This is a genomic window from Alkalibacterium gilvum (assembly GCF_900109085.1).
Taxonomy (GTDB): Bacteria; Bacillota; Bacilli; order Lactobacillales; family Carnobacteriaceae_A; genus Alkalibacterium; species Alkalibacterium gilvum.
Genome location: NZ_FNYW01000001.1, coordinates 173,269 through 186,014 on the forward strand (window position 1 = coordinate 173,269; position 12,746 = coordinate 186,014).

Genomic DNA, 12,746 nt, shown 5'->3' on the forward strand with positions numbered 1-12,746 from the left:
GGAGAGAAGTAAATTGGAAAATGAATACTTAGATTTAGCACAGCGTATTTTAGATGAAGGTTCAGAACGAGGAGATAGAACAGGCACGGGGACAAAATCTATATTTGGACATCAGATGCGTTTTGATCTTCAAAAAGGTTTCCCTCTATTAACAACGAAGCGTGTGTACTTTAAACTAATTAAAAGTGAACTGTTATGGTTCTTAAAAGGTGACACTAATATTCGATTTTTATTGGAAAATAATAACCATATATGGGACGAATGGGCATTTTTAAACTATATAAATAGTAAAGACTATACGGGACCAGATATGACTGATTTTGGATTACGCTCCCAGTCAGATCCTGAATTTAAAAAAGACTACGAAAAAGAAATCACTCTATTTCGAGAACGAGTTTTAAGTGATGATGCTTTTGCTGAAAAATACGGCTCATTAGGGAATGTTTATGGTGCCCAGTGGCGGTCTTGGCAGACAAAGGACGGCGGAGTGATTGATCAAATTAAAAATGTAATTGAATCTATTAAAGAAAATCCAATGTCCCGCCGTCATATCGTTTCAGCATGGAATCCCGAAGAAGTTCCTGATATGGCTTTACCGCCTTGTCATACTCTATTTCAATTTTACGTAGAAGACAATAAGTTGAGTTGTCAACTTTACCAGCGGAGTGGCGATGTGTTTTTAGGTGTGCCCTTTAATATTGCTAGCTATGCCCTTTTAACACATCTAATAGCTCAAGAAACGAATTTAGAAGTTGGTGAATTTATTCATACATTGGGCGATGCACATTTATATTTAAATCATATGGAACAGATTAATAAGCAGCTTTCCAGAGAACCTAAAGAATTACCACGACTAGTATTGAATAAAGATAAAAGCATATTTGATTTTGATATGGATGACATTAAAGTGGAAAATTATCATCCACATAAAGGGATTAAAGCACCAATTGCAGTATAAAATATGTATTGTTGCACACAACAACTTATCAGTTGTTGTGTGCAACTGATGGAAGGAGTATTGATATGATAACATTTGTATGGGCCGAAGATGAAAACGGACTGATTGGAAGTAAGGGGGACCTTCCTTGGCATTTGCCAGCTGACATGCATTTTTTTAAAAAGGTCACTTTAACGGGTGATGTCGTTATGGGGAGAAAAACCTTAGAGAGTATACCTAATCCGCCGTTGAAAAATAGAGAGAATTACGTTTTGACATCTAAAAAATCGCTTGATTTTAAAGGTGGAGTTATTTGTCATTCCAAGGAGGATGTATTGGAAAAAACTAGACATTCAAAAAAACCTCTACATGTTATTGGGGGAGTATCCTTATTTGAACTTTTTAAAAATGATGTGGATAGACTCTATCGTACAGTTATACATGAAACCTTTAAAGGGGAGACCTATATGCCTGCTATCGATTATTCACAGTTTGAACTGATTGAAGAAGAAGAAGGTGCTATTGACTCAAAAAATAAGCATCCGCATACATTTCAAATTTACAAAAGAAAATAAAAATAGGCGGTTAGGATAAATATCCTAGCTGCCTATTTTTATTTTTTAAGTGTAGAGATAAATTGAAAAGAACATGAATATTGTTCCGGTTAAAACAAATAAGTGCCAGACTACATGCATATATTTAACATGTTTCAATCGATAGAATAAAGCACCTACTGTAAATGCAAGTCCACCAGCTATAAGCCAGATAAAGCCATTCGGTCCAAGCCCTCTATACAAATAGTTAATGAAAAATAATGAAATCCATCCCATCGCTATATAAAGCCAAAGAGATAAGCCTTGAAATTTTTCAAACCATACTGTTTTATATAAGACACCGAATAAAGCAATGGACCATATTAAGGTAGTTAGAAAGGCGCCTAATTTACCACCTATCGTAATTAATGTATAAGGCGTATACGTACCGGCTATAAGCACGAAAATACTGCTGTGATCAATTACGCGAAAGACTTTTTTTGCCCGAGTAAAAGTGAAGCTATGATACAAGGTACTTGATAGATAAAGAAGTATGAGAGACGTACCGTAAATAGTATAAGAAGTGACCTCCAAGGCTCCACCTACATCAATTCCTTTTTGGATTAAAAATACTAAACCAATAATACTTAAAATCACACCTATGCCATGGGTTACAGCATTCAAAACTTCATTTACTACCAAATAGGTTTTTGAATATGATGATGTTTTTGTTTCGTTTACCATAAGTTTCCCCCTAAAACGGTTACTTTCTGTACGAACATACAAAACTTTGTTATACTACTATAGAAAGAAAATCGTTTTTTCTGATTTTTATCTATTATAACATAGATAAATTCAGACACATAAAACTAAGTAAATATTTTTATATTTTGCTACAAGGAGGGACTGCTATTTGACCGACAGACGAGGACGTCGAACAGAGAAAAATTCAAGCTCAGTTTGGAAATGGGCCTTTATTTCATTGCTTTTTTTAAATAGTGGCATCATTATTTGGCTTGCTGTACGACTGAATCTTTTTTCAGATTCTGAAACGATTCAAACAGATAGTGAAGAAGAATGGGTTGTTTCAGATAACACGTTAGAATTTGAGTTAACTACGGGCAGGGAGCAAATTAGTAAAGTAACGAATGTATATCTTAACGAAGAGTTAGATGAACGTTTTTCAGGATACACTGTGGAAATAGATGATTTAATAGCATTAAATGGTGCATTAAATGTCTTTGGCTTTGAAATCGATTTTGGTTTGTTTATGGAACCACTTGTTATGAACAACGGAAACTTACAATTACGAGCAGAGCGTATTCAACTCGGCTCTTTCGAATTGCCACTGGAAATAGCTCTGAGTACATTGGAACAACAACTAGAATTACCTGAATGGGTTAGGATAAATAGTGAGGAAGAGTACATTCTTGTCGCATTTGATGAATTTACTTTAGAAAATAATATACAATTTCAAATGACCAAAATAGATCTTCAAGAAAATGATATTAAAATCAATATTATTTTGCCTGAGGAAGCTATAAAATGATATAATAATAAAGGAATACATTATATTTAGGAAAGGATTTTTTTAGTGGAAAAAGCAATATTTGCGGGGGGCTGTTTTTGGTGTATGGTTCAACCCTTTGAGACAATGAGCGGTATAGAAAAAGTTGTTTCAGGCTACACGGGTGGACATGTAGAAAATCCTACCTATGAAGAAGTTAAGTCTCAAAAAACGGGCCATACAGAAGCTGTACTGATTCATTTTGATGAGAAAAAGCTTTCTTATGAAGAATTGTTAACAATATACTGGCAGCAAACCGATCCTACTGATGCTATGGGACAGTTTATGGACCGAGGCGACAGTTATCGTCCAGTTATTTTTTATAATGATGATGAACAAAAAAAGAAAGCAATTATATCTAGAATGGAACTGCAAAATTCCAATCATTATTCTAAGCCAATCGTTACGACGATAGAAAAAGCGGGTCCTTTTTACCCTGCAGAAGAAGAGCACCAACAATTTCACATAAAGAATCCAGATGCTTATGCAAAAGAAAAGGAACAAAGACGTCAATGGGCTGATTTACAATTGTAGGAGGTTAGGACATGAGACGGTCATTTTATCAATATATTAAAACGATGAGAGATCCTTATAAAAAAGATGATATGACTCTTTTAGCCAATGCAATAGATAAAGATGGCACATTTCCTAAACATTCAACCCAGTATAATGAATTATCAGATTATCTGGAAATGAATGGTGATTATGTCATTTCAATGGACGTTTTTGACAAAGTATACCAAATGTATGAAGATAATAATAAATAATATATTAAAGGAGAATGTCAAGTGAGTGTACACATAGAAGCAAAAAAAGGTGAAATCGCAAAAACAGTATTAATGCCCGGGGATCCACTTCGTGCGAAATATATTGCCGAAACATTTTTAGAGGACGTTAAGCAATACAACACTGTAAGAAATGCGTTTGGTTACACTGGAACATACAAAGGACAAGAAATTTCTGTTCAAGGAACAGGTATGGGAATTCCTTCTTTAATGATTTATGGTGAAGAGCTCATTCAAGAATATGGGGTAGAAAATCTAATTCGTGTAGGGTCAGCCGGAGCTTTGAAAAAAGAAGTAAAAATTCGTGACGTTGTACTTGCTCAAGGTGCAACAACGGATTCAAGTATTCATCGTCATATTTTCAATAACCAGGTTGATTTTGCGCCTATTGCTGACTTTGATCTTCTTAGACATTCATATGATATTGGTAAAGAAAAAGGAATGGAAATCCGTGTCGGTAATGTTTTAAGTGCGGACCGTTTCTACAATGAAGAATTAGATAAGCAGAAACTAGCTGACTATGGAATTATGGCTGTTGAAATGGAAGCAGCAGGATTATACTCTCTTGCTGCTAAACATAACAAGAGAGCTCTTGCACTACTAACTATCAGTGATCACATCTTGACAGGAGAGGAAACAACTTCCGAAGAAAGACAAACAACTTTCAACGATATGATGATTATTGCGCTTGAAGCGGCTTTAAGAATGGAAGAAAACAAGTAAATATAAGAGAAGAGGTTTTTTATGCAACATGAACCAGAAAATAAACAAACGAAAAAAATCAGTTTAAATATCTATATTGCATCATTGCTGATTGTACTCTTCGTATCCGTAATTGGGACATTTCTGGTCATGACTGTTGCTGAAGATTCAGATGAACAGCCCGGATCGGCAACGGAATCTTCCAACGTGGATTCGGATGTTCAAAATACAACAGGATTAGAAGAGTTTGAATCATTAAATGAAGTTTACTCAATCCTTATGACGGAATATTTAGAAGAAGTCGAACCAGAAACCTTAATACAAGGCGCGCTTTCCGGAATGGCTGAATCTGTAGGTGATCCTTATACAACCTATCTTGATGAAGTGGAGTCCACTTCCATAAATGAAGATATTGAGGGGTCGTTTGAGGGAATTGGTGCTGAAGTCATGAAAGAAGGCGAATATGTGCGTATCATCTCGCCTATTTCAGGGTCGCCTGCTGAAGAAGCTGGTTTATTGCCGAATGATTTAATTGATCAAGTCGATGGTGAATCTGTTGCGGATTTATCGATCAATGAAGCGGTAGCGTTAATTCGTGGACCGAAAGGAACAGAGGTAGAATTGGCCATTGTAAGAGGGAATAGCACCTTTACAGTTAATCTTTCAAGAGACTCTATCCCTGTAGAATCAGTCGTTTATGAATTGGATGAAGAGAATAAAACGATAGGTTACGTTCATATTACTAACTTTAATCGTCCGACATACCAAGAGTTGGTTGACGCTATTAAAGCTCTTGAAAAAGAAGGGGCAGAAGAATTTATTTTTGATGTTCGAGGAAACCCGGGTGGGCTGCTCGACTCTGCACTCCAGTTATCCAATGTGTTTGTAGATAATGGCGAACCGTTGATGCAATCTCAAGGTCGCGGTGAAACACCTTATATCTATAATGCTTCAGATGACTTAGGTGAATTTAAATTCGATAAGCAAAGCGTCCTTTTGATTAATGGCGGAAGTGCAAGTGCTTCAGAAATTCTTGCTGGTGCTATGAGTCAATCAGCGGATGTTCCGCTTATTGGGACGACGACCTTTGGTAAGGGAACGATTCAGAATGTTTTAGATATATCTGGAGATGGTGAAATCAAATTCACTGCTGGGAAGTGGCTTACAGCGAATGGTACTTGGATTAATGAAGAAGGTATCACGCCTGACATTGAAGTTGAGATGCCTGACTATATTAACCTTTTACTAGTTAATCAGTTAGAAACATATGAAACGGGTGATGTTTCAGAAGAGGTTTATAATCTGGAACAAATACTGGACGTCCTTGACTATGATGTCGGTTCAGTTGATTTTACGTATGATGAGGAGACAAAAGAGGCTGTTGAAACATTCCAGTCAGATAATGACCTTGAAAAAGACGGCATTGTTACTGGAGATACAGCTAGAACGTTGATTAAAAAACTACGTGAATTGATAGATAAAAATGACCAACAGTACGATGCAGCTGTCGATTATTTACTAGATAATTAAGAGTTGAGAGAAAGGAAATAATGGCATTTATAGCCTTATTATTTTCTTTCTCTATCTTTTTTAAAGTACACACGAGAAAGCAGGTCATTAAATGAAAGATTCTTCATATAGAGAGAATAAGAATAAAAAACCAGAAAAAGAAAAGACTTTAATTCAAGAATTAATAAGTACCTTGCTTTATATAATAGTGATTACAAGTATATTTTTATGTATTAGACTCTATATAATAGCCCCTGTTAGTGTTGAGGGAGCATCTATGGAACCAACTTTACAAGATGGAGATCATTTAATTTTGAATAAAGTAAGTGATGTCGATCGCTTTGATGTTATTGTTTTCCCAGCTCCTGAAGAAGATGGGAAACAATTCATAAAACGTGTGATTGGTCTCCCGGGCGACGAGATTACGTTCCAAGATCAGACACTTTATATAAACGGCGAAACAATTGAAGAAGATTACGTGGATCTTTCAAAAGTGAGTGACTCTGATTTGCAGTCTCTTAACAGTGATTTTAACTTATCTTCATTAGAAGGTGTTGAACAAGTACCAGAAGACTCTTACTTTGTATTAGGTGATAATCGCGTAAATTCTAAAGATAGTCGTTCTTTTGGCTTTATAAGTAGGAATAATGTGACTGGAAAAACCAGCTTGCGCATTTGGCCCCTTGATCGTTTAGGCTTTATTGATAAAAGCAACGATTAATAGAGCGTTTAGAGTGCTTTGAAAGGAAGAGATTGATAGATGATACAGTGGTATCCAGGCCATATGGCTAAAGCTAAAAGACAATTTCTTGAAAAACTAAAAATGGTTGATGTTGTATATGAGTTAATTGATGCAAGAATACCCTATTCAAGTAAAAATCCAGATATTGTAGATATGATTGGTGATAAGCCACATATTGTGATTCTGATGAAGAGTGATTTGGCAGACCCTAGGCAAACCAAGGCCTGGTTAAAAGATTATGAAGATAAAGGGATTCCTGCTATTTCAATTAATGCAAAAAAAGGTCAAGGTTTAAAAGAGATTTTGAAACTAACAAAAGAAGTGTTGAAGCCTTTCTTTGAAAAAAGAAAAGAGAAAGGGATGAAACCACGAGCCATTCGAGCAGTCTGTGTAGGGATACCAAATGTTGGGAAATCCACACTCATTAATCGTTTTGCGCGAAAAAACATTGCTCAAACAGGCAATAAGCCAGGAGTCACGAAGGCACAACAGTGGATAAAATATGGCAAAGAGCTTGAACTTTTAGATACACCAGGAATTCTATGGCCAAAATTTGAAGATCAAACGGTTGGGAAAAGATTAGCTGTCACAGGAGCAATCAAAGACAAGCTCTTGCATCTTGATGATATTGCACTGTATGCAATGGGGTATTTAAAGCAGAATTACAAAGGCGCTATAAGCGAACGTTACAAGCTTAAAGAAGGAATAGAGCAAGAATATGAACTGCCAGAATTACTTATAGAGATAACCAAAGTAAGAGGGTTTCGTGATGATTATGAACGTGGAGCAGAAATGTTTATCCATGAATTAAGAAACGGCCAGTTAGGAAGGATTTCCCTTGAACGACCAGATGAAATCTACAACGAAGAAACAGACAATCAATGAAATTAAATGTGAACTAAAAAATAATAATGAGATATCTAAGGATTACCTAAATATACTCCAACAGGATCCAAGAAAAGGGGTACAATCAGCTCTTAGACAATACAAGAAAAAGCAAGACAAACAGCGTCTTGTATATGAAAATTATTTGTTTATGCAGACCTTTGAGAATAAGTGTAGAGATAAGGGTAAACAATATATTGCTGGAATCGATGAGGTCGGACGTGGACCTTTAGCTGGACCCGTTGTTTCTGCAGCAGTGATTCTTCCTGAAAATCCTGGACTCGTAGGTATTGATGATTCCAAAAAAATAAGTGAAGAAGAACGAGAAAACTGGTTTCATCGTATTAAAAAGGTAGCTTTAGCTGTAAATTATTCAGTTATTTCTTCTGACTTGATTGACATGTTAAATATATATGAAGCAACGCGTGTTTCAATGAAAGAATCTGTAGAGGGGTTAGGTATAAAGCCTGATTGTTTACTCATTGATGCAATGCAGATTGACAGTGAGATTCCTCAGAAAAAGATTATAAAAGGGGATGCTAAAAGCATTTCAATTGCTGCAGCTTCAATCGTTGCTAAAGTTACACGTGATAATATAATGAAGGAACTAGCAAAAGAGTATCCAGAATATGGATTTGAAAAAAATGCTGGTTATGGAACGAAATTGCACCTAGATAGTCTTAAAAAATATGGTGTGACGCCTATTCATCGAAAATCATATCGTCCGGTCAGAGATCTTTTATAAAAAAATCTGACAAAAAAAGTGAGTTTTTATTTCTTTTAACAATAAAAGAGATAGGAACTCAATTTTTTTATTATAGGAGATGATGAGATGCGTACAAATCGAATGGAAAATTATTTATATGCTTTGGCCTATTGCCCGTTTTTAAGTCATAAAGAAAAATGGAAGGTTTTGATTCAAGATCACCCTGAATATCGTGTGTATACCTTGGTGAATGAACAGTCAATGCGAGTGAATCAGCAAAAAAGAGGTTCTTTTGGGAATTACTTAAAAGAATTTGATATAAAAAAGGTGAAAGATGAAAACGAAAAGGCTCATGTGAAAGCCTTATGCCTTGGAGATGAAGATTATCCTTACGCCTTAGGAAAAAGCTATGAGCCCCCAATGATATTGTTTTATAAGGGAGATATTTCACTTATTTATAAAGGGACTATTGGCATTGTGGGGGCACGTGCTTGCACAAGTTATGGCGAGCGCTTTTTAAGAGAACATATACCATCTATCGTAGAAAATGGGTTAGTTACAGTGAGTGGCCTAGCAAAAGGTATTGATACTCATGTGCACGAAAAAACAATTAAAAGTGGCGGGAAAACAATAGCAGTTATAGGTAATGGTATTAATTATTCCTATCCACGAGAAAATATGAAACTTCAGGCAGCGATAGGTAAGGAACATTTACTATTATCAGAATATCCTTTGAACGCTTCGCCCAAAAGGCATTACTTTCCTTTAAGAAATCGTATTATTGCAGGACTTTCAAGAGGGGTGCTTGTTGTAGAGGCCAAAGAGCGTAGTGGCAGTTTAATCACTGCACGCATGGCCTTGGAAGAAGGACGAGACGTATTTGCAGTCCCTGGTTCTATTTTTAATTCATCGTCAAAAGGATGTCTAGATTTAATTAAATCTGGAGCAATACTTTGCCAATCTACTGAGGATATACTATTAGAATGGAATATGACTCTGTGAAATATTTATTGAATATAATTTTTAAAGTTGACAAAGTGAATTCATATGCCCTATGATAGATTACGATTCTTATCGATAGAAAAACGAGACAACTATTAACTAAAAATAAAATATGGTATATGAGGAAGGAGCCTGCAATTTGGCTTATAAATATCTAGTCATTGTAGAATCGCCCGCTAAAGCAAAAACAATTGAAAAATACTTGGGACGAAATTATAAAGTCGTCGCCAGTTTGGGTCATATCAGAGATTTACCAAAAAGTCGTATGGGTGTGGACTTTGAAAATAACTACCAGCCTGATTATATCACTATCCGCGGTAAAGGTCCTGTTATTAAGGATTTAAAAAAGCATGCAAAAAAAGCTGAAAAAGTTTTTCTCGCAGCCGACCCGGACAGAGAAGGAGAGGCAATCGCTTGGCATTTAAGTCACATATTGAAGCTTGATTCTGAAGTGGAAAACCGAGTGGTATTTAATGAGATTACTAAAGAAGCAGTAAAAAATGCGCTTAAAAATCCTAGAAATCTGGATAAAGATTTAATTGATTCACAACAAGCCAGACGTATTTTAGATCGTATTGTTGGGTATCAAATCAGTCCATTACTATGGAAAAAAGTTAAACGTGGACTCAGTGCAGGCCGTGTACAATCGGTTGCGCTGAAAATGATTTGTGATCGTGAAGAGGAAATAAAGAATTTTGTACCTGAAGAATATTGGTCTATAGAAGCTAAATTCAAAAAAGCAAAAAATGTTTTTGATGCTAATTTTCATGGTATAAATAAAAAGAAAACAAAATTGCCTGATAATGAAGCCGTAAAAAATGTTATGAATAAGCTTGATGAAAATGCTGATTTTGATGTAACGAAAGTCGTTAAGAAGGAAAGAAAGCGTAATCCTTACGCTCCCTTTACGACGAGTAGTTTGCAACAAGAAGCAGCTGGGAAATTGAATTTTAGAACGAGAAAAACCATGATGGTTGCCCAGCAGCTATATGAGGGGATTTCACTTGGTAAAGGTGGAACCACTGGATTAATCACTTATATGCGTACAGATTCTACACGTCTGTCTAATACGGCAAAGCAAGAAGCACATGAAGTGATTCTAAGCGAATTTGGGGAAGAATATGCCGCAACTAACCCTAAAAAGCAGAAAAATAGTCAGTCTGCTCAAGATGCTCACGAAGCAATCAGGGCGACGAGTGCCATGCGTAAACCTTCTGACATCAAGCAATACCTTTCTAAAGACCAGTATAAATTGTATTCATTAATATGGTCTCGTTTCGTTGCCAGCCAGATGAAGCCTGCTATCTATGATACAGTACGTGTAGATATTGAACAAAATGATGTAAGATTTAGAGCAAATGGTTCTCAAATAAAATTCAAAGGCTACCAGCTTGCCTATGCTGAAACTAAGAAAGATAAAGATAATATCTTACCAGATTTAGCTGAAGGCGATAAAATCAAGCTGAAATCAATTGAGCCAAATCAACACTTTACTCAGCCACCTGCAAGATATAGCGAAGCGACTTTAATCAAAACGCTTGAAGAAAACGGTGTGGGACGTCCGTCAACATATGCGCCAACTCTCGAAACAATCCAGCGTCGCTATTATGTCACCCTTGCAAATAAGCGATTTGAACCAACAGAACTTGGAAGTATCGTTAACACAATCATTGGAGAGTTTTTCCCGAATATCGTGGATGTCAACTTTACAGCAGATATGGAAAAAGACTTGGACGCTGTTGAAGAAGGGACCAAGGAATGGGTTGAGGTCATCGATCAATTTTATAAACCTTTTAAAGAGGAAGTTACGACTGCCGAGAAAGAACTTGAAGAGGTTGAAATTGAGGATGAGCCGGCAGGTTTTGACTGTGAAAAATGTGGTTCACCCATGGTTATTAAAATGGGACGCTATGGTAAGTTTTATGCATGTTCCAACTTTCCAGACTGCCGTAATACGAAACCGATTGTTAAAAAAATCGGAGTGACCTGCCCGGTGTGTGAAAAGGGTGAAGTTGTTGAAAGAAAATCTAAGAAAAAACGTATTTTTTATGGATGTGAAAACTATCCTGAATGTGAATTCACCTCTTGGGATAAACCAATCGGTAGAGATTGTCCAAAATGTGAGCATTATTTAGTTCAGAAGAAAACGAAGAAACAAAGTCAAGTTATTTGTTCAAATTGCGACTACAAAGAAGAGCCGCAAAAATAACCTATAGAATAGTGAGGACTGGGAAGGAAAACTGATTCCCAGTCCTTTTACTATGCTCAAAATAGAATGGGATTATTATTTTTTATGTATCTCACTCAACAGCTCCCAAAAAAAGTTAATCGATGTCATAAGCGATGCTATTTAGTCGAACCATTTAACATTTCAAAAAACTCTTTAAAAATTCATCTTTTCATCTCGTTTTCTTTATGTGCCTGAGCGTCTGAGATATGGTAAAATAGAAGAGGTGAGGAGAGATATGCATGAAGAATAAATGGATCACTCTTTTTTCAAATTATTTGATGAACGAACGTCATTATTCTGAATACACTAATCAGGCTTATATAGATGATTTACTAGCCTTTGAGACGTTTTTAAAAGAGACAGGCGAATCGGATATCTTGGAAGTGGAATTAGCTGATGCGCGTATATATCTTAGTTATTTAACGGATAAAAACTATTCTCGTGCATCGATCTCCAGGAAAATATCTAGCATTCGTGCGTTTTATCAATTTTTGCTTAACAATGAGCATGTTAAGGATAATCCTTTTTCTTATTTGCACCTTAAAAAGAGAGGTTCACGCTTGCCGCATTTCTTTTATGAGGAAGAAATGGCTGCGCTTTTTGAGGCAACGGAAGGTGACAAACCACTTGAGTTGCGTAACCAAGCTCTTTTGGAAATGCTTTATGGTACTGGGATTCGTGTGAGTGAATGTCAAGGAATTCGCTTGGATGATATTGATTTTGAAATGGGTATGTTGTTCGTAAGGGGAAAAGGACGTAAGGAACGTTATATTCCTTTTGGCCATTATGCAAGTCAAGCTTTGACAAGGTATATTGATAATGGAAGACAGCTATTGATGTCTAAATATGAAAAAAATCATGACTATTTATTCGTCAATCATCACGGAGAACAAATCACACAAAGTGGTATTCAGTATGTGTTGAATCAGTTGATCAAAAAGAGTTCCCTATCTCAGAATATCAGTCCCCATATGCTTCGGCATACATTTGCAACTCATTTACTTAATAATGGTGCTGATATACGTACTGTACAAGAATTGCTGGGGCATAAGAGTCTATCTTCTACGCAAATCTACACACATGTGACCACAGAGCATTTGCAGAAGGATTATAACGCCTATCATCCCAGAGCATAATTTAATTATTTT

14 protein-coding genes are annotated in these 12,746 nt (G+C 36.1%); 13 read left to right on the top strand and 1 reads right to left on the bottom strand.

Annotation, left to right across the window (positions count from 1 at the left end; genetic code table 11):
* Positions 1 to 13: 13 nt before the first annotated feature.
* Together BMX83_RS00845 and BMX83_RS00850 are read left to right on the top strand one after the other, a co-directional pair.
* The gene (locus BMX83_RS00845) at positions 14 to 958 is read left to right on the top strand and encodes a thymidylate synthase (RefSeq protein WP_091631971.1); all 945 of its coding nucleotides are present in this window, start codon (positions 14 to 16) and stop codon (positions 956 to 958) included.
* Positions 959 to 1,023: 65 nt separating this feature from the next.
* The gene (locus tag BMX83_RS00850) at positions 1,024 to 1,512 is read left to right on the top strand and encodes a dihydrofolate reductase (protein WP_091631974.1); all 489 of its coding nucleotides are present in this window, start codon (positions 1,024 to 1,026) and stop codon (positions 1,510 to 1,512) included.
* 45 nt (positions 1,513 to 1,557) lie between these two features.
* Here the strand turns inward: BMX83_RS00850 and trhA are convergent, their stop codons facing one another.
* A complete protein-coding gene (trhA, locus tag BMX83_RS00855; protein WP_091631977.1) occupies positions 1,558 to 2,214 on the bottom strand; it encodes a PAQR family membrane homeostasis protein TrhA in 657 nt (218 codons plus the stop codon).
* Between the two features lie 169 nt (positions 2,215 to 2,383).
* On the opposite strand from trhA, the gene BMX83_RS00860 reads away from it, so the two are divergent.
* The 11 genes from BMX83_RS00860 (at position 2,384) to xerC (ending at position 12,734) form a co-directional block, all read left to right on the top strand.
* Positions 2,384 to 3,019, top strand: coding sequence for a YpmS family protein (locus BMX83_RS00860; RefSeq protein WP_177170441.1), 636 nt, complete (start codon positions 2,384 to 2,386; stop codon positions 3,017 to 3,019).
* Positions 3,020 to 3,064: 45 nt separating this feature from the next.
* Complete coding sequence (msrA, locus tag BMX83_RS00865; protein ID WP_091631982.1) at positions 3,065 to 3,571, top strand: peptide-methionine (S)-S-oxide reductase MsrA; 507 nt, start codon at positions 3,065 to 3,067, stop codon at positions 3,569 to 3,571.
* 11 nt (positions 3,572 to 3,582) lie between these two features.
* Positions 3,583 to 3,804 (top strand): YozE family protein, encoded by a 222-nt coding sequence (locus tag BMX83_RS00870; RefSeq protein ID WP_091631985.1) that lies wholly within the window; start codon positions 3,583 to 3,585, stop codon positions 3,802 to 3,804.
* A gap of 21 nt (positions 3,805 to 3,825) precedes the next feature.
* A complete protein-coding gene (deoD, locus tag BMX83_RS00875; protein ID WP_091631988.1) occupies positions 3,826 to 4,545 on the top strand; it encodes a purine-nucleoside phosphorylase in 720 nt (239 codons plus the stop codon).
* Between the two features lie 21 nt (positions 4,546 to 4,566).
* Entirely contained in the window at positions 4,567 to 6,054 is a 1,488-nt protein-coding gene (locus BMX83_RS00880) for a S41 family peptidase (protein WP_091631990.1), read from the top strand.
* Positions 6,055 to 6,145: 91 nt separating this feature from the next.
* Positions 6,146 to 6,754, top strand: a complete 609-nt coding sequence (gene lepB / locus BMX83_RS00885; protein WP_091631993.1) for a signal peptidase I — start codon at positions 6,146 to 6,148, stop codon at positions 6,752 to 6,754.
* Between the two features lie 39 nt (positions 6,755 to 6,793).
* Positions 6,794 to 7,660, top strand: coding sequence for a ribosome biogenesis GTPase YlqF (ylqF, locus tag BMX83_RS00890; RefSeq protein WP_091631997.1), 867 nt, complete (start codon positions 6,794 to 6,796; stop codon positions 7,658 to 7,660).
* Positions 7,626 to 8,405 carry a ribonuclease HII gene (locus BMX83_RS00895; protein ID WP_091631999.1) on the top strand — a complete coding sequence of 260 codons (780 nt, stop codon included), beginning with the start codon at positions 7,626 to 7,628 and terminating at the stop codon, positions 8,403 to 8,405. The genes ylqF and BMX83_RS00895 overlap by 35 nt, the downstream gene beginning before the upstream one ends.
* An 87-nt stretch (positions 8,406 to 8,492) precedes the next feature.
* Positions 8,493 to 9,368 (top strand): DNA-processing protein DprA, encoded by an 876-nt coding sequence (gene dprA, locus BMX83_RS00900; protein ID WP_091632002.1) that lies wholly within the window; start codon positions 8,493 to 8,495, stop codon positions 9,366 to 9,368.
* 139 nt (positions 9,369 to 9,507) lie between these two features.
* The gene (gene topA / locus BMX83_RS00905; RefSeq protein WP_091632004.1) at positions 9,508 to 11,577 is read left to right on the top strand and encodes a type I DNA topoisomerase; all 2,070 of its coding nucleotides are present in this window, start codon (positions 9,508 to 9,510) and stop codon (positions 11,575 to 11,577) included.
* A 260-nt stretch (positions 11,578 to 11,837) separates the two neighbouring features.
* The gene (xerC, locus tag BMX83_RS00910; RefSeq protein ID WP_091632007.1) at positions 11,838 to 12,734 is read left to right on the top strand and encodes a tyrosine recombinase XerC; all 897 of its coding nucleotides are present in this window, start codon (positions 11,838 to 11,840) and stop codon (positions 12,732 to 12,734) included.
* Positions 12,735 to 12,746 lie beyond the last annotated feature (12 nt).

Excerpts from the sequence above, each read along its gene's own strand:
- BMX83_RS00870 (WP_091631985.1), top strand. The coding sequence starts at position 3,583 with ATGAGACGGTCATTTTATCAATATATTAAAACGATGAGAGATCCTTAT.
- ylqF (WP_091631997.1), top strand. The coding sequence starts at position 6,794 with ATGATACAGTGGTATCCAGGCCATATGGCTAAAGCTAAAAGACAATTT.
- dprA (WP_091632002.1), top strand. The coding sequence starts at position 8,493 with ATGCGTACAAATCGAATGGAAAATTATTTATATGCTTTGGCCTATTGC.
- xerC (WP_091632007.1), top strand. The coding sequence starts at position 11,838 with ATGAAGAATAAATGGATCACTCTTTTTTCAAATTATTTGATGAACGAA.
- BMX83_RS00850 (WP_091631974.1), top strand. The coding sequence starts at position 1,024 with ATGATAACATTTGTATGGGCCGAAGATGAAAACGGACTGATTGGAAGT.
- BMX83_RS00880 (WP_091631990.1), top strand. The coding sequence starts at position 4,567 with ATGCAACATGAACCAGAAAATAAACAAACGAAAAAAATCAGTTTAAAT.
- trhA (WP_091631977.1), bottom strand. The coding sequence starts at position 2,214 with ATGGTAAACGAAACAAAAACATCATCATATTCAAAAACCTATTTGGTA.
- lepB (WP_091631993.1), top strand. The coding sequence starts at position 6,146 with ATGAAAGATTCTTCATATAGAGAGAATAAGAATAAAAAACCAGAAAAA.
- BMX83_RS00895 (WP_091631999.1), top strand. The coding sequence starts at position 7,626 with ATGAAATCTACAACGAAGAAACAGACAATCAATGAAATTAAATGTGAA.